We start from the raw sequence: 21,247 nt of genomic DNA on the forward strand, positions 1-21,247 counted from the left end.
TATGCACCTGGACTTCAGGCGCGGCCTGATCCTCTGCGCCGCCCCCTTTATTTTATGGCACGCGCAAAGCCAGGCCGACGACCGTTTTAACCCGGCGGCGCTGGAGATCGACGCCCCGCACGCGGTGAAGGTAGATTTAACGTCGTTCAGCCAGCGTGACAGTCAGGCAGCGGGAGTGTATCGCGTCGATATTGAGATCAATGGCGAAACCCGCAGCAGCGAGGACGTGACGTTCGCCCGCGCACAAAACGGCACGCTCCAGCCGCAATTTACGCTGGAAAAATGGCAGTCGCTGGGGATCAAAACCGGGCAGATCGCCACGCTGCTGAACGACCAGCCCGCCCGCCTTATTACCGAGCCGCAGCGGGAGATGCCCGCAGTGACGACGGCGTTTGATTTTGCCCGTCAGCGGCTAAAAATTAGCGTTCCGCAATCGCTGTTGAACCAGACGGCACAGGGCGACGTCGATCCCGCCTTGTGGGATGACGGTATTCCCGCGCTGCTGCTTAACTACAGCCTGAGCGGGGCAAAGAGCTGGATGGCGGGCGACAGCACCGAAAATCACTTTCTGAACCTGCGCAGCGGCGCAAACCTGATCGGCTGGCGACTGCGCAATTACAGCACCCTGAGTTACAGCCCGCCTGCCGGCGATGAGTGGCGTTCAGCTTACAGCTATCTGCAACATGATGTGCGTTCGCTGAAAGGTCAGTTTATTACCGGCGACACCGCCACCCCCGCGGATGTGTTCGACAGCGTGTCGTTGCGCGGCCTGCAACTGGTATCGGATGACAATATGCTGCCAGAAAGCCTGCGCGGTTTTGCGCCGACCATCCGTGGTATCGCCCGCTCCAGCGCGCAGGTCACGGTACGGCAGCAGGGCGCGGTGATTTACCAGACTTACGTCGCACCCGGCGCGTTTGCCATTACCGATCTCTATCCGGCGTCCTCGTCCGGGGATTTGATGGTAACGGTGACCGAAAGCAACGGCGAGAGTCACACCTTCAGCCAGCCCTTTTCCGCCGTACCGGTCATGCAGCGGGAAGGCCGCCTGAAATACGCCTTCAGCGCGGGAAAATACCGCTCCTTCCGGGCGGGGGCGCGCAAACCTTATCTCGGTCAGGGAACGGTGATTTACGGTCTGGCAAACGGCATTACGCTGTATGGCGGCAGCCAGATTAGCGATAACTATCACGCGCTGAACCTGGGAACGGGGGCGATCGTGGGGGATCTGGGTTCTGCGTCGCTGGATGCCACCTGGGCGCGCAGCCAGCTGGGTCGCTATACCGAGCAGGGGCTGCAATACCGTCTGCAATATGCCAAAACGCTGGCGGATTCAGGCACCACGCTGTCGGCGGGGATCAATCTCTACAGCGGCGGCGATTATTACAATTTTAATGACGCCAGCGACTGGCGTAACGAGGATCGCAACGACAATCCGGCGGCGAAAAAAAGCCAGTACCGGGCAGACATCAACCAGAGGCTTAACGACGGCAAGTGGGGGGCGCTGGCGCTCTCCTGGTATCAGTTGCGCTACCGCGATGGCCTGAACGATCAGCGTACGTTAAGCCTCAGTTACAACGGCAGCATCGGGGATGTCAGTTATGGACTGATGATCAGCGACAGCCGCGCCCATGACGGCTTTAACGATCGGCAAATCGCCTTCACCGCCAGTATGCCGCTGGGGCACACAGTACCGGATACCTGGGCGTCGTTCACCGCCAGCGGTGGGCGCAACGCGCCATCGCTGTATCAGGCGGGGATCAACGGTACGCTGCTGAAGGATAAAAACCTGTCTTACAACCTGAGCGAAGGGTACGGCACGCGCGGGGAGGGCAATAGCGGCAATGTCAACGCCAGCTGGCTGGCCAGCGGTGGACAACTTGGCGGCGGTTATAACTACTCCCGGCAAAATAAGCAGGTGAATTACAGCGTACAGGGATCGCTTTTGGGACATGCGGAGGGCATCACCCCTGGTCAGCCGCTGCCGGGGGATCTGTCGGCGCTGGCGCTGGTGAAAGCGCCGGGGGCGGCGGGGGTGAAAATCAACAACAGCACCGGTTTATATACCGACCCGCGCGGCTATGCGGTGGTGCGTTATCTCAGCGCTTATCGCCGTACGCGGGTGGCGCTGGATACCACCTCGTTGCCGGGTAATGTCGATCTCGACAGCAATGTGCAATCCGTGGTGCCGGGCGCAGGCGCGGTGGTGCTGGCGGCGTTCGATACCCGCACTGGCGGGCGGATGTTAATCACGCTGCACTATCGCGGCGGTTTGCTGCCGTTCGGCGCGGAGGTCAACCTTGCGCAGCACCGCGCCGTCAGCGGCATCGTGGATGAAAACGGTCAGGCCTATCTCAGCGGTTTACCGCCGGAAGGGGTATTACAGGTGCACTGGGACGGCGGCGCGTGTCAGGCGCGCTATGCCATTCCGGCGCAGGACGATCAGCGCGTCACCCGGACAAGCGCGCAATGCCAGTGAGGAATGCCAGTGAGGAATCGCATGTCAGCCATCAAGATTTTCGCACGTATCGTCAGCGGGCTGCTGTTATGGGGGCTGGCGGCGGGCCTGTGCGGGGCCGCCTGCACCTCGTCACCCGCCACGCCACAGATGATAAATCCCGGTACGATCGTGGTGCCGGCGTGGACACAGCCAGGTAATGACGTCCTTAATGCGGAGCACAGCCTGAGCTTCAGCGGCCAGTGTGATGGCAACAGCGGCGAACAGCCGGGGGATACGGTTATCGCCTGTTTTGTCGGCAGCGGCGCGGAGGTATCTGGCTATCCAGGTGTGTATGCCACCGGTATTGACGGCACGGGGATCGCGCTTGCCACCGGCGCGGGCGTGCGCATTCGCGGCTCGGGATCCGGCTGCGATAGCCGCGCCACACCGCTCGCCACCCTCGACAGTTCGCTGGCGTTTACCTATTCCGTGACACTGTCACTGGTAAAAACCGCCAGTCTCGTGGGCAGCGGCATCCTGCAGGAGAGTCAGACGCGGTTTGCGATGGCCGTATATCAGAAAGCCGGTATTGGCGGGGCGAGTCCTTTTGTTTCCTATGTCGGTGAGATGCAGGTTCGTCCCGCCAGTTGCGATCTGCTCACCAAAGACGTAAACGTCAGTCTGGGTCGCTATACCTTGCAGGATTTCAGCTCAACACAGCGGGGTGGCGTAACCAAAAATATCCCGTTCAGCATCGATCTGGAGTGTGACGAGGGCGCGAAGGTGACACTGGTGGTTGACGGGACACGGGACAGTGCAGTATCGGGCGTGCTGGCGGTCATCGGTGGCGAGGATGGCACGGGGGCCGGTGGCGTCGGAGTACAAGTGCTCAACGGCGCAGGTTACCCCTTTTACCTCGGGTATCAGAACGTCATCGAGCCGCAGACGCATCAGGGCACGGTGCAGATCCCCTTTAACGCACGCTATTACCTCACCGGCCGCCCGTTTACCGCCGGGCCTGCCAATGCGCTGGCAACCTTTACGCTCACTTACCAGTAACCGCCGCGTAGCGCGCAAGAACTGAGCGCTTGCGCGCCCGGCAAAAAATTTACACAGACGCTTAATGCTTTAATTCATAAAGAACTTTATATGCTTCACCGGCATTTTTGGCGTATTACGCGCCGGACAGGGACTTGATCAGCGCAATATATAAATCTACTGTATAAATACACAGTAAAAACAAATAAGGTGACTCACCATGAAGTGCTATCACCCTGCTGAACTGCGCGTCATTTGCGCGCTCCCGTTGTTCGGCGATCTGGTCCAGTGCGGCTTTCCGTCTCCCGCGCAGGATTATGTAGAAAAAACGCTCGATCTTAATGAATGGTTAATCCGCCATCCCTCCGCCACCTATTTTGTTCGCGCGGCGGGCGATTCGATGATTGAAGGAGGGATTGACGACGGCGATCTGCTGGTGGTGGATACCTCGCTAAAAGCGGAGCATGGCAACATCGTGATTGCCGCCGTCGACGGCGAATTCACCGTTAAACAACTCCAGGTCCGTCCGGTCCTGCAACTCAATCCCCTTAATCGCGCCTATCGACCCATTCCTATCCTCAGCGAGGATGCGCTGGAGCTGTTTGGCGTGGTCACCTTTATCGTTAAAGCGACGAGCTGATCATGTTTGCCCTGGTGGATGTCAATTCATTTTATGCCAGCTGCGAAACGGTGTTCCGGCCCGATTTATGGGGCAAACCAGTGGTGGTGCTCAGTAACAACGATGGCTGCGTCATTGCCCGCAGCGCCGAGGCAAAAAAATACGGCGTAGTGATGGGCGCCCCCTTTTTTAAACAGCGGGATCTGTTTCGCGCCCATAACATCACCTGTTTTAGCAGCAATTACGAACTCTATGCCGATATGAGCAAACGGGTGATGGATACGCTGGATATGCTCTGCCCGCGCGTGGAGATCTACTCCATCGACGAAGCCTTTTGCGATTTAACCGGCGTGCGTAACTGCCGCGATCTGACGGACTTCGGGCTGGAGATCCGGCAAACCATTGCGCGTGATACCCGGCTGAAGGTCGGCGTCGGCATCGCGCAGACCAAGACGCTGGCAAAACTGGCTAACTATGCCGCTAAACGCTGGCCGCAGTTTAACGGCGTGGTGGATCTGTCGAACCTGGAGCGACAGCGCAAACTGATGGCGCGGCTCGATGTCGGCGAGGTGTGGGGTATCGGGCGGCGCATTTCCAAAAAACTGGAGGCGATGGGGATCAGTAAAGCGATCCAGCTTGCCGATGCCGATATTAACTTTATTCGTAAACATTTTAGCGTGGTGCTGGAAAGAACCGTGCGAGAGTTGCGCGGCGAATCCTGCCTCGGTTTTGAGGCGTTTATCCCGGCGAAACAGGAAATTATCTGTAGTCGCAGCTTTGGGGAGCGGGTGACGGACTATGAGCATATGCGGCAGGCAATTTGCAGCCATGCCTTTCGCGCGGCGGAAAAGCTGCGTGCAGAGCATCAGTATTGCCGGTTTATTTCCGCCTTCGTGAAGACCTCGCCTTTTTCGTTAAACGAGCCTTATTACGGCAAAAGCGCGTCAATCAGCCTGCTCACGCCCACCCAGGATAGCCGGGACATTATTGACGCTGCCACGCGCTGTCTGAAGCTCATCTGGAAAGAGGGATTCCACTATCAGAAAGCAGGGGTGATGCTGGGAGATTTCTTCAGTCAGGGGGTCGCCCAGCTTAATCTGTTTGATGACCACGCGCCGCGCCGTGGCAGCGAGGCGCTGATGGCGACGCTGGATGAACTCAACCGGAAAAAAGGGCGCGGCACGCTCTATTTCGCCGGGCAAGGGATCCGCCAGGAGTGGCAGATGAAACGTGAAATGCTGTCACCGCGCTACACCACGCGGTTTTCTGATTTTATGCGGGTGCCGGTGCGCTGAACGCTCAGGCGATGCGGTGCTCCGGGTATTTCCCTTTCACCACGCCATCATAAAAGCGGCCTTTTGATACCACCGTCAGAAAGACGCTGAAAATGCGCGAGGGGACGCCGTGATACTGGTAAACGCTTTTATTGTGGAACCGCACCTCCAGCGTGCGGGTGCTTTCTTCGTACCCGACGGAGGCGATTCGCGATGATTTTACGGGGTGATGGCGCACGGTCTTGTCCTTAACAGCATGGCATTCATCAAGATTATCATTTAAATAGCGTATCGGGTGACGAAATAACGGTTTTTTAGGGGGCTATAAAGCCCGATAGATCCCGGGCTTTGGTGTGTTCCGGGCCAGACGGCGGCCCGGATCCCGGTTTATTCGGCAGGATTTTTTTCTGCTTTACCGGCGAGCTGCGCCAGGAAGTCATAACGCTTTTGCAGATCGGCGGCAGCGTCCTTCCATAACTGCTCTGCGACCTCCGGCTGCTGGGCGTTCAGACGACGGAAGCGCTGCTCTTTCATCAGCGTATCCGCCAGCGCCTCGGACGGTGGCCGGGAATCCAGCGCCAGCGGCACTTTGCCTTCGTCGGCGCGGCGCGGATCGAAGCGGTACAGCGGCCAGAAGCCGGTCGAGGTCAACTGCCGCATCTGATCGTGGCTTAGTGCCAGATCGTAACCGTGTTCTTCGCAGGGACTGTAGGCGATGATCAGCGACGGTCCCGGATACGCTTCCGCCTCCTGAATGGCTTTCACCGTTTGATTAAGCTGCGCCCCCAGTGAGATCTGCGCGACATAGACATGGCCGTACATCATCATGCTGACGCCCAGATCTTTACGGGCTTTACGTTTACCGTGCTCGCCAAACTTGGTGACCGCGCCCAGCGGCGTGGCTTTCGACGCCTGTCCACCGGTGTTGGAATAACACTGCGTATCCAGCACCAGAATATTGACGTTCTCGGTCAGGCTCAGCACGTGATCCAGCCCGCCAAAGCCGATGTCATACGCCCAGCCGTCACCGCCGATAAGCCAGATAGATTTCTCCACCAGCGCGTCGGCGTCGGTCAGCAGCTCTTCCGCGCCTTCGGTAGCGGCAAGATGCTGACGCAGGGCCGCGACCTGTTCACGGCGTACTTCCGGCGTGGCAGGGGCGTGCAGCGCATCGTTAAGGTCAGCAGGAATGCGATCCGCAAAGGTTTCCAGCAGACGCATCACGCGCTGGCGATGCTGATCCACCGTCAGACGGAAGCCCAGCCCGAACTCGGCATTATCTTCAAACAGCGAGTTAGCCCATGCCGGACCCCGGCCATGGCGATCGGTGGTGTACGGCGTGGACGGCAGATTACCGCCATAAATCGACGAACAGCCGGTCGCGTTGGCGATTAACATACGGTCGCCGTAGAGCTGCGTCAGCAGTTTGATATAGGGCGTTTCACCGCAGCCGGAGCAGGCACCGGAATATTCAAACAGCGGTGTGATCAGCTGCGAGGTACGAATATCAATGCGCTCAAACGACGTGCGGTCGATTTCCGGCAGATCGAGGAAGAAGTCGTAATGCACTTTTTCTTCTTCCACATGCTCCAGGCGCGACATCATATTGATGGCCTTGATCTCCGGGTTCTGGCGATCTTTCGCCGGACACACCTCGACGCACAGATTACAGCCGGTGCAGTCTTCCGGCGCGACCTGCAACACGTATTTCTGGCCGCGCATATCGCGGGATTTGACGTCCAGCGATTGCAGGCTGGCAGGGGCGTTTTCCATCGACTCCGGCTGCACCACTTTGGCGCGAATGGCGGAGTGCGGGCAGGCGGCGACGCAGTGGTTACACTGGGTGCAGATCTCCGGTTTCCAGATGGGGATCGCCTCAGCGATATTGCGTTTTTCCCAGCGTGTGGTGCCCACCGGCCAGGTGCCGTCCGGCGGCAGGGCAGAGACGGGCAGCGCATCCCCCAGACCGGCCAGCATCGCGGCAGTCACGGTTTTCACAAAATCGGGCGCGGCGTCGGATACCACCGACGGGCGGTGCGGGCTGGCGGCATTCACCGCCTGTAGCGGCACCGCCGACAACGACTCGCGGGCCAGCGCCAGCGCCTGCCAGTTACGCTCCACCAGTTCCGTGCCTTTATTGCTGTAGCTTTTGGCGATCGCGCCCTGCAGGGCGGTCAGCGCGGTGTCACCCGGCAGAATATTGGTCAGATGGAAGAACGCCATCTGCATCACGGTGTTGATGCGCGCGCCGAGGCCGCATTCGCGGGCGATTTTGGCGGCATTCACCACCCACAGCCGCGCTTTTTTCTGGTTCAGCACCGCCTGCACATCCTGCGGCAGACGCGCCCAGACTTCATCCGGCGCGTAAGGTGTGTTGAGCAGGAAAATGCCACCGGGTTTCAGGCGCTCGGCCATCTGGTATTTATCGATAAACTGCAACTGGTGACAGCCGACAAAATCCGCCTGCGAAATCAGGTAAGCGGCGTTAATCGGGTGCTCGCTGACGCGCAGGTGCGACACCGTCAGACCGCCGGCTTTTTTGGAGTCGTAAACGAAATAGCCCTGGGCGTACCACGGCGTGGAGTTGCCGATGATCTTGATATTGTTTTTGGTGGCCGACACGCTGCCATCGCTGCCGAGGCCGTAGAACAGCGCCTCCAGCTTGTTTTTTGATGGCAGGGTATTCTCCGGCAGCGGTAACGACAGGTTAGTGACGTCATCGTAAATGCCGACGGTGAAGCGCGGTTTTGGCTTCGCCGCCTGCAATTCATTAAATACCGCCAGCACGCAGTCCGGGCCAAACTCTTTCGAGGAGAGGCCGTAGCGCCCGCCAGTCACACGCGGCAGGGCATCGCGTTCGCCATTGTTGAAGGCTTCCGCCAGCGCGGTCATCACGTCGAGATAGAGCGGTTCCGCATGGGCGCCCGGCTCTTTGGTGCGATCCAGCACGGCAATAGTGCGCGCGCTTTCCGGTAATACCGACAGCAAATGCCGTGCTGAGAACGGGCGGTACAGCCGCACTTTCAGCACGCCGACTTTTTCGCCGCGGGTGAGTAATTCATCGACCACCTCTTCACAGGTGCCGATCGCCGAGCCCATCAGAATAATGACGCGCTCCGCCTGCGGGTGACCGTAATATTCAAACGGCTTATAGGCGCGACCCGTGGCGGCGGCAAAATCGTCCATCGCCTGCTCAACGTGATCGTAAACGGCGTTGTACCACGGGTTAGTGGCTTCCCTGGACTGGAAATAGGTGTCGGGGTTCGCCGAGGTACCACGGATCACCGGATGCTCCGGGTTTAATGCCCGGGCGCGGTGGGCGGCGATCGCCTCCTGCGGGAGCAGGGCACGAATGGTTTCATCGGCAATCGGGGCGATTTTGTTGATTTCATGGGAGGTGCGGAAACCATCAAAGAAATGAATGAACGGCACGCGGCTGTTCAGCGTTGCGATATGGGAAATCAGCGCGAAATCCTGCGCTTCCTGTACGCTGCTGGCGCACAGCATGGCGCAACCGGTCTGGCGCACCGCCATCACGTCAGAGTGATCGCCAAAGATCGACAGCGCATGGGTGGCGACAGTGCGTGCCGCGACGTGCAGCACAAACGGCGTCAATTGCCCGCCCAGCTTATACAACGTCGGGATCATCAGCAGCAGGCCCTGCGATGACGTAAAGGAGGTGGAGAGCGCCCCGGTTTGCAGCGCGCCGTGCACGGCGGCAATCGCGCCCGCTTCCGACTGCATCTCCACCACGCGCGGGACATCGCCCCAGACATTTTTCAGGCCGTTACCCGCCCAGGCATCGGCCTGTTCAGCCATGGTCGAACTGGGGGTAATGGGGTAGATGGCGATAACTTCGCTGGTGCGGAACGCCACTGAGGCGACTGCGCCATTACCGTCAGTTGTGATCATAGGACACCCTTACATTGCGCAATAAAAGGGACACGCATAACACCAGCGTGCCCTGTAGTTATCCTTCTATTTTAGCAAATCCCCGGTAAAGCCATTTTCGCTTTTGTGTACTCGTCATAACTCCGGTCAATGAACTGGCGTTTAGCCGGGGTGCGCTTGAATAGTTAATTGTTATATTATAACATCCACATTTCTAAATCTTAATGAGGGTAACATTTTGGCAAAACACTATGGCACAGTAGCGATAGCACTGGGTGCGCTATTACTGAGCGGGCAGACGCTGGCGCACGGTCAGCATGCGCACGGGAAAGCGCTGAGCGAAATGGAACAAAAAGCAGCGAACGGCGTATTCCAGGACAGTGACGTGAAAGACCGCAGCCTGAGCGACTGGGACGGCGTGTGGCAGTCGGTTTACCCGCTGCTGGAAAGCGGCGAGCTGGATCCGGTCTTTAAGAAAAAAGCCGAGCAAGACAAAAGCAAAACCGCAGACCAGATCAAAGCGTATTACCGCAAAGGTTATGCCACGAACGTCGATACCATCGGCATTGAAAACGGTGTGATGGAATTCCACACCGGCAATGTCGTTAACGCCTGTAAATACGAGTATGCAGGTTACAAAATCCTCACCTATACCTCCGGTAAGAAGGGCGTGCGCTATCTGTTTGAATGTCAGGACGCCAGCAGCAACGCGCCGAAGTTCGTGCAGTTTAGCGATCACACTATCGGCCCGCGTAAATCAGCGCATTACCATATCTTTACCGGCAACTCCTCCCAGGACGCGCTGCTAAAAGAGATGGATAACTGGCCGACCTATTACCCATATCAGCTGACCAATGCGCAGGTGGTAGATGAGATGCTGCATCACTAAGATGGCCTAAACCCGCTACGGCGGGTTTTTTTATGCGCTGAAGGACATGGGAGCCGCGCCGCAAAATGAGTAAATTCTCATGGCAGGGCAGAAAAAGCGCGCTCTGGCTCTCGACGTCAGCCGCCGGGCTGCCTATGATGCATAGGTTTTGCTAAATCGATGGGGGAGAAAAAATGCGTGCAGGATTATGGGTAGGGTGTGCAGCGATGCTGTTATCGGCGTGCAGCAGCGAGCCGGTTCAGCAGGCCACGGCGGCGCATGTCGCGCCAGGCTTAAGAGCCGCTATGACCAGTTCCGGTGAGGCCAGCTGTGCAATGATCGGCGGATCGCTGTCTATCGCGCGTCAGCTTGATGGCTCTGCCACCGGCATGTGCGCACTGCCCAATGGTAAACGTTGTAGTGAACAATCGCTTGCTGCAGGCACGTGCGGCACGTACTGATTACTGCCCCAGGTCGGCCAGTTTAAAGATTAACGTCTGCTCCGCGGTTGCCAGCGTCAGCTGGTTGCCGGTCAGGTCGGCCTGAGCCCCTTCATTCATCATTTTGCTGAAGGTCTGATCCAGCTGGTTACGCTGCGGATCGGCACACATCATGCGCGTCATCGCCATATTTTTCGCTGACAGCGCGCCGTCGGACACCTTGCCCTGACCGGTGAAGCGGTTACACATCAGGCCGGAGAGATGCATTTTCTCACCGAAACTGATTTCTGGCGGATTGCCCTCAGGATTAATTGCGGCACCGTTAACGGTTTGCAGCACAAAGCGGTGATGCATAAGTTCATCCGGCGTCACAGAGACTTTGCCGTCACGGGCACAGCCAGCAAGCAGCAACGTGGCTGCGGTTAATGCGATAAAAGACTTCATAAAACTCCCTGGATATTCTCCGTGATCGAGCGCCGATTTTATCAGGCGTCATAAGGTTGTCTTGCAGGAAAATCTGAAAGCGCTCCCCACACCAGGGGGAGCAAAAGACGGGATCAGACCAGCGCGTTCGGGCAATTTTCGCCTTTCTCAAGCTGACGCAGGTTTTCCAGCGTGGTTTCTGAAATGCTGATCAAGGCTTCGGCCGTCAGGAACGCCTGATGCCCGGTGAACAGCACGTTGTGACAGGCAGACAGACGGCGGAACACGTCATCCTGGATCACGTCGTTGGATTTGTCTTCGAAGAACAGATCGCGTTCGTTCTCATACACGTCCATCCCCAGCGCGCCGATTTTCTGGGTTTTCAGCGCTTCGATCGCCGCCTGGGAATCCACGAGGCCGCCACGGCTGGTATTGATGATCATCACGCCGTCTTTCATCTGCTCAAACGACGAGCGGTTCAGCAGATGATAGTTTTCCTCGGTCAGCGGGCAGTGCAGGGAGATCACATCCGACTGGGCAAACAGCGTCGGCAGATCCACATACTCCACGCCCAGCTCCAGCGCCGCCTCACTCGGATAGGGATCAAACGCCAGCAGACGCATACCAAAACCTTTCAGAATACGCAGCGCCGCCACGCCGATTTTACCGGTGCCGATCACGCCTGCGGTTTTGCCGTACATGGTGAATCCGGTCAGGCCTTCCAGCGAGAAGTTGGCATCACGGGTACGCTGATACGCGCGGTGAATACGACGGTTCAAGGCCATCATCATCCCCACGGCATGTTCTGCCACGGCTTCCGGGGAGTAGGCCGGGACGCGAACCACTTTCAGTCCGAGTTCTTTGGCAGCCTCAAGATCAACGTTGTTAAAGCCCGCGCAGCGCAGCGCGATAAACTTCACACCATGATTTTTCAGTTCTTGCAGTACCGGACGGCTGCCATCATCATTCACAAAAATGCAGACGCCATCGCAACCATGGGCGGTTTTCGCGGTTTTCTCAGTCAGCAGAAAGTCAAAAAATTCAAGCTCGTAGTTATAATGCTCGTTAACATGCTGCAAATACTTTTTATCGTACTGCTTTGTGCTATAGACGGCGAGTTTCATAAGACTTTCTCCAGTGATTGTAAAATCAATCCAGCGTAATGAATAATTTTAGAACATCTACGCTTATAAGCTATCAGAAGCATTCACTTCACCAATGTGTGTAAGCATGCCACAATAAGGCCACGGAAAGACAGAAAATTGATGCCAAATCAGGATATTAACTACCCATGAAGGGTATATACAAAGTTGCGCTCGCGCTGCTCTTACTGTTCATACTCTTGCCGCTTACGCTGCTAATGACGCTGGCGCATTGGGTGCCGGGGCTGGCCGGGATCTGGTTACCGGTCGGTACGCGCATCGCGTTTGAAGAGAGCCCACGCCTGACGCGGCACGCGCTGCAAATTCCTGATTTACTTTATCTGGTGGACGACTGCCCACTGGCGCAGATTAAAAACGCAGCGTTAACGCATCCGAGCCGCTGGCAGCTGAATATTGGCACGCTGGTGCTCAATTCTGCCTGTCTGAAAAAACTGCCGCAGACCACGCCATCGCCCGGCGCGCCGCGCACCCTCGCGCAGTGGCAGTCCATGCTGCCTTATACCTGGGTCAATATCGATAAGCTGACGATCACCCCCTGGCAGCAGTGGGAAGGAAAAATCGCCCTCGCGCTGACACCCGCGCGCCAGCAACTGCGCTACGACGGCGAGCGCGTCACGGTTCAGGCGCAACTGGACGGGCAGGCGCTGAAGGTGGAACAATTCGCGGTTAAACTCGCTGAAAATCAGCCGCCCCTGAGCCTCGCCGGGGAATTCACACTGCCGCTGGTGCCGGACGGGCTACCGATTAACGGCCACGCTGCCACCACGCTGCGCTTGCCGCAAAGCCCGGACCCCGTGGAGGCGGAAATCGAATGGCGCGACAACGAGGGCCAACTGATCGTCATGGCGCGCGACGCCGCCGATCCACTGCTTGATCTTCCGTGGCAAATCACACCGCAGCAGCTCACCATCAGCGATGGCCGCTGGAACTGGCCGTATCAGGGCATTCCGTTAAGCGGGCGGGTCGGTCTGCGCATTAAAAACTGGCAGGCGGGGCTGGACGGCGCTGAAATCAGTGGCCGGATGAACGTGCTGACCCAGGGCGATGCGGGTAAAGGCAACGCGGTGCTTACCATCGGGCCAGGGCGTCTGAGCCTTGAGAACAGCGATCTGCCTCTGCAACTGACCGGCGAGGCCAAGCAAAACGATTTAATTTTGTACGCCGTGTTACCGGCCCATTTGAGCGGCAGTCTTACCGATCCGCTGCTGGCGTTCAGCCCCGGCGCGCTGCTGCGCTCCCGCGGTACCATTATTGATTCCCTGAATATTGATGAAGTGCGCTGGCCGCTGGCAGGCGTGAAAGTCACCCAGCGCGGCATTGATGGTCGCTTACAGGCCATTCTGCGCGCCCATGAAAACCAGATGGGAGATTTTACTCTGCATCTTGACGGCCAGGCCCATGACTTCCTGCCGGATAACGGCCTGTGGCAGTGGCGCTACTGGGGCGCAGGCCAGTTCACGCCGATGCAGGCGCGCTGGGATGTCGCCGGTAAAGGCGAGTGGCGCGATGACGTGATCCTGCTGACCGATCTCTCCACCGGTTTCGACCAGCTACAGTATGGCACCATGCATGTGGATAAACCCCGGCTGGTGCTGGATACGCCAATCCGCTGGCAGCGTGACGAACAGCATCCGCAGTTCAGCGGCGCACTGTCTCTCGACGCCGCGCAAACCACCTTCAGCGGCGGCAGCGTATTACCGCCCTCGACGCTAAAATTCAGCGTTGAAGGACGCGAACCGACGGTCTTCCAGTTCAAAGGCGATCTCCACGCACAGGCGATCGGCCCGGTGCGGGTTAACGGCCGCTGGGACGGCGAACGGCTGCGCGGGCAGGCGTGGTGGCCGCGCCAGGCACTGAACGTCTTTCAGCCGCTGGTGCCGCCAGACTGGAAAATGGCCCTGCGCGACGGCGAAATGTACGCGCAGATCGCTTTTTCCGCCGCCGCCGGGCAAGGTTTCGAAGCCGGGGGCCACGGCGTGCTCAAGGGCGGCAGCGCGTGGATGCCCGACAATCAGTTAACAGGCGTGGACTTTGTGCTGCCGTTCCGCTTTAGTGAGGGGACCTGGCAACTGGGCACGCGCGGGCCCGTCACGTTGCGCATTGGCGAAATCGTCAATCAGGTGACGGCGAAAAACTTCACCGCCGATTTGCAGGGCGCGTATCCGTGGAGCGACGAAAACCCGCTGCGCCTGAGCGACGTCAGCGTCGATATGCTCGGCGGGAAAATCACCCTCCGCCAGCTGCGTATGCCGCAGCACGACGCGGCGCTGTTGCGGCTGGAGCATATTTCCGCCAGCGAAATTATCAGTGCCGTGAATACCAAACAGTTCGCCATGTCCGGCGCGCTGAACGGCGCACTGCCGCTGTGGCTGAATAATGATAAATGGATCATCAAGGATGGCTGGTTGAGCAATCCGGGTGCACTGACGCTACGTCTTGATAAAGACACCGCCGACGCGCTGGTGCACGATAATATTGCAGCGGGCGCGGCGATTAGCTGGCTACGCTATATGGAGATTTCGCACTCCTGGACGCATATCGATCTGGATAATCACGGCGTGATGAAGATGCGCGCCGCCCTGAAAGGCATCAGTTACGTTGATGGCAAAAGCAATGCGGTCAATCTGAACTATAACCATGAAGAAAATGTCTTCACGTTATGGCGCAGTTTACGTTATGGCGACAATTTGCAGTCATGGCTTGAACAACATGCGACAGTGCCGGATAACCGCTGCGCGCCTGGCAAGGAATGTGAGGTAAGACAATGAAATTCCGATTAATCGCGCTGTGCGCGCCGCTGATGTTGCTTACCGGCTGCACGCCGCGCATTGAAGTGGCGGCGCCGTCCACGCCGATCACCATCAATATGAATGTGAAGATCGACCACGATATTCATATAAAAGCGGATAAAGACGTCGAAACGCTGCTGAAGACGCGCAGCGATTTACTATAACCCATGCAGGAAGGATCGTTATGACGCACACCACAGCAAACACCTTTACCTTCGGCGGAATGACCGTCAACCGTCTGGGCTACGGCGCAATGCAGCTTGCCGGTCCTGGCGTTTACGGCCCGCCGAAAGATCATGACGCGGCGCTGGCGGTGCTGCGCGAAGCCATTGCGCTCGGCGTTAATCATATTGATACCAGCGATTTTTATGGTCCACACATCACCAACCGTATCATCCGCGAGGCGCTGCATCCTTACCCGGACGATCTGGTGATCGTCACCAAAATCGGCGCACGTCGCGATGAGAAGGCGGCCTGGCTGCCAGCGTTTTCCGCCGATGAGCTGAAACAGGCGGTACACGATAATTTGCGTAATCTGGGCGTGGAGGCGCTGGACGTGGTGAACCTGCGTTCGATGCTCGGTGACGGGCATGGCCCGGCGGAAGGGTCGCTGGCGGAGCATGTGCGGGTACTGGCAGATCTGCAACAGCAGGGGCTGGTGAAACACATTGGTCTGAGTAATGTCACCGCCACTCAGGTCGCCGAAGCGCGTGACATTGTGGAGGTGGTGTGCGTGCAGAATCTCTACAACATTGCGCATCGTGAGGATGACGCGCTGATCGACGCGCTCGCCCGTGATGGTATCGCCTACGTGCCGTTCTTCCCGCTGGGCGGCTTTACGCCGTTGCAGTCCTCCACGCTGTCTGAGGTGGCGGCGAGCCTGAATGCGACGCCCATGCAGGTGGCGCTGGCCTGGCTGCTGCGTCGTTCGCCAAATATCCTGTTGATTCCGGGCACGTCGTCAGTCACGCATCTGCGTGAAAATATGGCGGCGGCAGAACTGGAATTATCAAAAGAGGTGCTGGCTACGCTTGAGAGTATTGGCGGGTAAGGTGTGAATTGCCCGGTGGCGCTGGCGCTTACCGGGCCTACAATACACGTTGCTTAGTGAACCCCAGGCCCGTGCAAGCGTAGCGCCGCCGGGCATAAATACAGGTTACTTCGTGAACCGTAGGCCCGTGCAAGCGCAGCGCCGCCGGGCATAAATACAGGTTGCTACGTGAACCGCAGGCCCGTGCAAGCGTAGCGCCGCCGGGCATAAATACAGGTTACTTCGTGAACCGTAGGCCCGTGCAAGCGCAGCGCCGCCGGGCATAAATACAGGTTGTTTCGTGAACCGTAGGCCCGTGCAAGCGTAGCGCCGCCGGGCATAAATCATCAAAACGTTACGCTGTCACTACGCTGTCGATGGCGGCTTTCGCGTCAGACTGCGCTTTGGTCGCCACTTCCGGGCCGTAAGCAATGCCTTCTGCGAACACAAAGTTTACGTCGGTGATGCCGATAAAGCCGAGGAAGACTTTCAGGTACGGGGCAATCAGATCGGTCGGGGTATCTTTATGAATACCGCCACGGCTGGAAACCACCACCGCACGTTTGCCGGTCACCAGACCTTCCGGGCCTTTCTCGGTGTAGCGGAACGTCACGCCAGCACGGGCAATCAGGTCGAAGTAGTTTTTCAGCTGCGTCGGGATGTTGAAGTTGTACATCGGGGCATTGATGACGATAACGTCATGGGCCTGCAGTTCAGCAATCAGTTCATCAGACAGCTTCAGGGCTTCCTGCTGACGCGGCGTCAGCGGGGCGTCGGAAGGGCGCAGCGCGCCAACCAGTTCGCCATCCAGTACCGGCACCGGGTTAGCCGCCAGATCGCGCACGGTGATTTCATCGGCAGGGTGCTTGTTGCGCCACTGTTCAACAAAATAGTCGGAAAGCTGACCAGACTGAGAGTAACCTGCCAGGATGCTGGACTTAAGCACTAATACTTTACTCATGGGTGATTCCTTTTATGAATGTATGTTGAGGTTTAGCCTCAATAATTACGCTCACTCTATTCACAATTTGCCGCCATGAATAGCGCAATATATCGATTTCATTGTTCGAATTTTTTGAATAAGCCAAAGAATGCGGCAATGTGATAATCTACAGTAAATGCAACAGAGAAATTTTCCCGGCAGTGTGCTGCCCGATAACCTTATGACAGAACAACAAAATTTCACTTTCTCCGCCCTCAATCAACAGCTTGAGACGCTAATGCTGCGCGACAAACAGCGCTTCGCGCGCCGTCTGCACGGGGCCAGAAAAGTTAAAAATCCTGACGCGCAACAGGCCATCTACCAGACGATGGCGCAGGAAATTGAACAGGCGGCCGAAAAAGTTCGCCTGCGCATTGCCGCGCGTCCGGCGATCACCTACCCGGATAATCTGCCGGTCAGCCAGAAGAAACAGGACATTCTGGAAGCTATTCGCGATCACCAGGTGGTCATCGTTGCCGGGGAGACTGGCTCCGGGAAAACCACCCAGTTGCCGAAAATCTGCATGGAGCTGGGGCGCGGGGTTACCGGGCTGATCGGCCATACGCAGCCACGTCGACTGGCGGCGCGTACCGTGGCCAGCCGTATTGCCGAGGAGCTGAAAAGCGAGCCGGGTGGCTGCATCGGCTATAAAGTACGTTTCAGCGATCACATCAGCGACAACACCATGGTCAAGCTGATGACCGACGGGATCCTGCTGGCGGAGATCCAGCAAGACCGCCTGCTGATGCAGTACGACACCATCATTATCGACGAAGCGCACGAGCGCAGTCTGAACATCGATTTTCTGCTCGGCTATTTCAAAGAACTGCTGCCGAAACGCCCGGATCTGAAAGTCATCATCACCTCGGCGACCATCGATCCGGAACGTTTTTCCCGCCACTTTGATAACGCGCCGATCATCGAAGTCTCTGGCCGTACATATCCGGTGGAAGTGCGCTACCGGCCGATAGTGGAAGAGGCAGACGACACCGAGCGCGACCAGCTTCAGGCTATTTTTGACGCCGTGGACGAACTGGGGCGTGAAAGCGCTGGCGACATTTTGATTTTCCTGAGCGGTGAGCGGGAGATCCGCGACACCGCCGATGCGCTCAACAAACTTAATCTGCGTCATACCGAAGTGCTGCCACTGTATGCCCGGCTGTCGAACAGCGAGCAAAACCGCGTGTTCCAGTCCCACAGCGGACGGCGCATCGTGCTGGCGACCAACGTGGCGGAAACCTCGCTCACCGTACCGGGCATCAAGTACGTTATCGATCCCGGCACGGCGCGCATCAGCCGCTACAGTTTCCGTACCAAAGTGCAGCGCCTGCCGATTGAACCGATCTCCCAGGCGTCAGCGAACCAGCGTAAAGGTCGCTGTGGTCGTGTCTCTGAAGGGATCTGTATCCGGCTCTATTCGGAAGATGATTTCCTGTCGCGTCCGGAATTTACCGATCCCGAAATTCTGCGCACCAACCTGGCGTCGGTCATTTTACAGATGACCGCGCTGGGGCTGGGCGACATCGCCGCGTTCCCGTTCGTTGAAGCGCCGGACAAGCGCAATATTCAGGACGGTGTGCGTCTGCTGGAAGAGCTGGGGGCGATCACCACCGATGAACAGCAAACGGCGTATAAGCTGACGCCTCAGGGCCGCCAGCTTTCGCAGTTGCCGGTGGATCCGCGTCTGGCGCGCATGGTGCTGGAAGCGCAAAAACTGGGCTGTGTGCGGGAAGCGATGATCATCACCTCGGCGTTGTCCATTCAGGATCCGCGCGAGCGACCGATGGACAAGCAACAGGCGTCGGACGAAAAACACCGCCGTTTCCACGACAAAGAGTCCGATTTCCTCGCCTTTGTGAATCTGTGGAACTACCTTGGCGAGCAGCAAAAAGCGCTGTCCTCAAACAGCTTCCGCCGTCTGTGCCGCACCGAATACCTTAATTATCTGCGCGTGCGGGAATGGCAGGATATTTACACCCAGCTGCGGCAGGTGGTGAAAGAGCTGGGCATACCGGTGAACAGTGAACCGGCGGAATACCGTGAAATTCATATCGCCATGCTGACCGGCCTGCTATCGCATATCGGCATGAAAGACGCCGATAAGCAGGAATTTACCGGCGCACGTAACGCCCGTTTCGCCATCTTCCCCGGCTCCGGATTATTCAAAAAGCCGCCGAAGTGGACGATGGTCGCCGAGCTGGTGGAAACCAGCCGCTTATGGGGACGCATCGCCGCGCGTATCGATCCGGAATGGGTCGAGCCGGTAGCGCAGCATCTGATCAAGCGTTCCTACAGCGAACCGCACTGGGAGCGGGCGCAGGGCGCGGTAATGGCGACGGAAAAGGTCACGCTCTACGGTTTGCCGATCGTCAGCGCACGCAAGGTGAACTACAGCCAGATCGACCCGATGCTGTGCCGCGAGCTGTTTATCCGTCATGCGCTGGTGGAAGGTGACTGGCAGACGCGCCACGCCTTTTTCCGCGACAACCTGAAGCTGCGCTCCGAAGTGGAAGAGCTGGAGCACAAATCGCGCCGCCGCGACATTTTAGTGGACGACGACACGCTGTTTGAGTTTTACGACCAGCGCATCAGCCACGAGGTGATTTCCGCCCGCCACTTCGATAGCTGGTGGAAGAAAGCGAGCCGTGAAACGCCGGATCTGCTGAACTTTGAAAAGAACATGCTGATCAAAGAGGGCGCGGAGCAGGTCAGCAAGCTTGACTATCCGAACTTCTGGCATCAGGGCAACCTCAAGCTGCGCCTGAGCTACCAGTTTGAACCGGGTGCCGACGCCGACGGCGTGACGGTACACATTCCGCTGCCGCTGTTAAATCAGGTAGAGGACGCCGGGTTTGAGTGGCAGATCCCAGGGCTGCGGCGCGAACTGATTATCGCGCTGATCAAATCTCTGCCGAAGCCGGTACGCCGCAACTTTGTTCCCGCGCCGAACTATGCCGAAGCCTTTTTAGGCCGCGTGACGCCGCTGGAGCTGCCGCTGCTGGATGCGCTGGAGCGCGAACTGCGTCGCATGACCGGCGTGACCGTTGACCGCGAGGCGTGGCAGTGGGATCAGGTGCCGGATCACCTGAAAATCAGCTTCCGCGTAGTGGACGACAAGAACAAGAAACTGCAGGAAGGCCGCGATCTGACGGCGCTGAAAGAGGCGCTGAAAGGCAAAGTGCAGGAAACCCTGTCGGCGGTGGCCGACGACGGTATCGAGCAGAGCGGGCTGCATATCTGGAGTTTCGGTCAGCTTCCGGAAAGCTACGAGCAAAAACGCGGCAACTACAAAGTGAAGGCATGGCCGGCGCTGGTGGATGAGCGCGACAGTGTGGCTATCAAGCTGTTCGATAATCCGCTGGAGCAGCAACAGCAGATGTGGCGCGGACTGCGCCGTCTGTTACTGCTGAATATTCCGTCGCCGATCAAATATCTGCATGAGAAGCTGCCGAACAAAGCCAAGCTGGGCCTGTACTTTAACCCGTACGGTAAAGTGCTGGATCTGATTGACGACTGCATCTCTTGCGGCGTTGATAAGCTGATCTTTGACGCGGGCGGCCCGGTGTGGACAGAAGAGGGCTATGCACGGCTTCACGAAAAAGTCCGGGCGGAACTTAACGAGACGGTGGTGGAGATTGCGAAGCAGGTCGAGCAGATCCTGACCGCCGTGTTCAACATCAACAAACGCCTGAAAGGGCGCGTCGATATGACCATGGCGCTGGCGCTGTCAGATATTAAAGCGCAGATGAACAATCTGGTGTATCGCGGGTTTGTCACTGGCAACGGCTTTAAACGTCTGGGCGATACGCTGCGTTATCTGAATGCCATTGAAAAACGGCTGGAGAAGCTGGCGGTGGATCCGCACCGGGATCGCGCGCAGATGCTGAAAGTGGAGAGTGTGCAGCGGGCCTGGCAGCAGTGGATGAACAAGCTACCACCCGCCCGCCGCGAGGATGACGACGTAAAAGCGATCCGCTGGATGATCGAAGAGCTGCGGGTGAGCTATTTCGCCCAGCAGCTCGGCACGCCGTACCCGATCTCCGATAAGCGTATTTTGCAGGCGATGGAGCAGATCGCCGCGTGATGGGTGCCGGGCGGCGACGTTGTCTTGCCCGGCCTACCACGCATCGTGCAAGTCATTTGTAGGCCCGGTAAGCGCAGCGCCACCGGGCAAACCACGTCACCACCCCCACAGGCCCGGTAAGCACCAGCGCCACCGGGCAAATCACGTCACCATTCCCACAGGCCCGGTAAGCGCCAGCGCCACCGGGCAAATCACATCACCATTCC

The 21,247-nt window shown here is 58.0% G+C and carries 15 protein-coding genes; 10 read left to right on the top strand and 5 right to left on the bottom strand.

What is annotated here, in order from left to right; genetic code table 11:
• Nucleotide 1: 1 nt before the first annotated feature.
• The 4 genes from KW828_RS15600 (at nt 2) to KW828_RS15615 (ending at nt 5,392) form a co-directional block, all read left to right on the top strand.
• Complete coding sequence (locus tag KW828_RS15600) at nt 2-2,479, top strand: fimbria/pilus outer membrane usher protein (RefSeq protein WP_218337210.1); 2,478 nt, start codon at nt 2-4, stop codon at nt 2,477-2,479.
• 21 nt (nt 2,480-2,500) lie between these two features.
• Complete coding sequence (locus tag KW828_RS15605; RefSeq protein WP_218337211.1) at nt 2,501-3,499, top strand: fimbrial protein; 999 nt, start codon at nt 2,501-2,503, stop codon at nt 3,497-3,499.
• Between the two features lie 199 nt (nt 3,500-3,698).
• Nucleotides 3,699-4,118 (top strand): translesion error-prone DNA polymerase V autoproteolytic subunit, encoded by a 420-nt coding sequence (locus KW828_RS15610; protein WP_218337212.1) that lies wholly within the window; start codon nt 3,699-3,701, stop codon nt 4,116-4,118.
• A 2-nt stretch (nt 4,119-4,120) separates the two neighbouring features.
• Nucleotides 4,121-5,392 carry a Y-family DNA polymerase gene (locus KW828_RS15615; RefSeq protein WP_218337213.1) on the top strand — a complete coding sequence of 424 codons (1,272 nt, stop codon included), beginning with the start codon at nt 4,121-4,123 and terminating at the stop codon, nt 5,390-5,392.
• Nucleotides 5,393-5,396: 4 nt separating this feature from the next.
• On the opposite strand, the gene KW828_RS15620 is transcribed toward KW828_RS15615, so the two are convergent.
• Together KW828_RS15620 and nifJ are read right to left on the bottom strand one after the other, a co-directional pair.
• Complete coding sequence (locus KW828_RS15620; protein WP_218337214.1) at nt 5,397-5,609, bottom strand: KTSC domain-containing protein; 213 nt, start codon at nt 5,607-5,609, stop codon at nt 5,397-5,399.
• Between the two features lie 149 nt (nt 5,610-5,758).
• Nucleotides 5,759-9,283 carry a pyruvate:ferredoxin (flavodoxin) oxidoreductase gene (gene nifJ, locus KW828_RS15625; protein ID WP_218337215.1) on the bottom strand — a complete coding sequence of 1,175 codons (3,525 nt, stop codon included), beginning with the start codon at nt 9,281-9,283 and terminating at the stop codon, nt 5,759-5,761.
• Nucleotides 9,284-9,500: 217 nt separating this feature from the next.
• Here nifJ and zinT point away from each other — a divergent pair, with 217 nt between their 5' ends.
• Both zinT and KW828_RS15635 read left to right on the top strand, forming a co-directional pair.
• Nucleotides 9,501-10,151: a metal-binding protein ZinT gene (zinT, locus tag KW828_RS15630; RefSeq protein ID WP_218337216.1), complete on the top strand. Its 651-nt coding sequence runs from the start codon at nt 9,501-9,503 to the stop codon at nt 10,149-10,151.
• A 173-nt stretch (nt 10,152-10,324) separates the two neighbouring features.
• Entirely contained in the window at nt 10,325-10,591 is a 267-nt protein-coding gene (locus tag KW828_RS15635; protein ID WP_218337217.1) for a DUF333 domain-containing protein, read from the top strand.
• Here KW828_RS15635 and hslJ read toward each other — a convergent pair whose 3' ends face one another.
• Nucleotides 10,592-11,014 carry a heat shock protein HslJ gene (hslJ, locus tag KW828_RS15640; RefSeq protein WP_218337218.1) on the bottom strand — a complete coding sequence of 141 codons (423 nt, stop codon included), beginning with the start codon at nt 11,012-11,014 and terminating at the stop codon, nt 10,592-10,594.
• Nucleotides 11,015-11,127: 113 nt separating this feature from the next.
• Nucleotides 11,128-12,117: a 2-hydroxyacid dehydrogenase gene (locus KW828_RS15645; protein ID WP_218337219.1), complete on the bottom strand. Its 990-nt coding sequence runs from the start codon at nt 12,115-12,117 to the stop codon at nt 11,128-11,130.
• 167 nt (nt 12,118-12,284) lie between these two features.
• On the opposite strand from KW828_RS15645, the gene KW828_RS15650 reads away from it, so the two are divergent.
• From KW828_RS15650 to KW828_RS15660, 3 genes are read left to right on the top strand one after another with little or no spacing between them, the layout of a single operon-like run.
• The gene (locus tag KW828_RS15650; protein WP_218337220.1) at nt 12,285-14,924 is read left to right on the top strand and encodes a YdbH family protein; all 2,640 of its coding nucleotides are present in this window, start codon (nt 12,285-12,287) and stop codon (nt 14,922-14,924) included.
• The gene (locus KW828_RS15655; protein ID WP_218337221.1) at nt 14,921-15,109 is read left to right on the top strand and encodes a YnbE family lipoprotein; all 189 of its coding nucleotides are present in this window, start codon (nt 14,921-14,923) and stop codon (nt 15,107-15,109) included. Before KW828_RS15650 ends, KW828_RS15655 begins: the two co-directional genes overlap by 4 nt.
• 20 nt (nt 15,110-15,129) lie before the next feature.
• The gene (locus KW828_RS15660; protein ID WP_218337223.1) at nt 15,130-15,996 is read left to right on the top strand and encodes an aldo/keto reductase family oxidoreductase; all 867 of its coding nucleotides are present in this window, start codon (nt 15,130-15,132) and stop codon (nt 15,994-15,996) included.
• Nucleotides 15,997-16,330: 334 nt separating this feature from the next.
• On the opposite strand, the gene azoR is transcribed toward KW828_RS15660, so the two are convergent.
• Nucleotides 16,331-16,936 carry an FMN-dependent NADH-azoreductase gene (gene azoR / locus KW828_RS15665; RefSeq protein ID WP_218337224.1) on the bottom strand — a complete coding sequence of 202 codons (606 nt, stop codon included), beginning with the start codon at nt 16,934-16,936 and terminating at the stop codon, nt 16,331-16,333.
• A 202-nt stretch (nt 16,937-17,138) separates the two neighbouring features.
• Between azoR and hrpA the strand changes: the two genes are divergently transcribed.
• Complete coding sequence (hrpA, locus tag KW828_RS15670; RefSeq protein WP_218337225.1) at nt 17,139-21,041, top strand: ATP-dependent RNA helicase HrpA; 3,903 nt, start codon at nt 17,139-17,141, stop codon at nt 21,039-21,041.
• Nucleotides 21,042-21,247: the final 206 nt, after the last annotated feature.

This window comes from Enterobacter sp. ENT03, assembly GCF_019218745.1.
In the GTDB taxonomy this organism is placed as follows: Bacteria; Pseudomonadota; Gammaproteobacteria; order Enterobacterales; family Enterobacteriaceae; genus Enterobacter_D.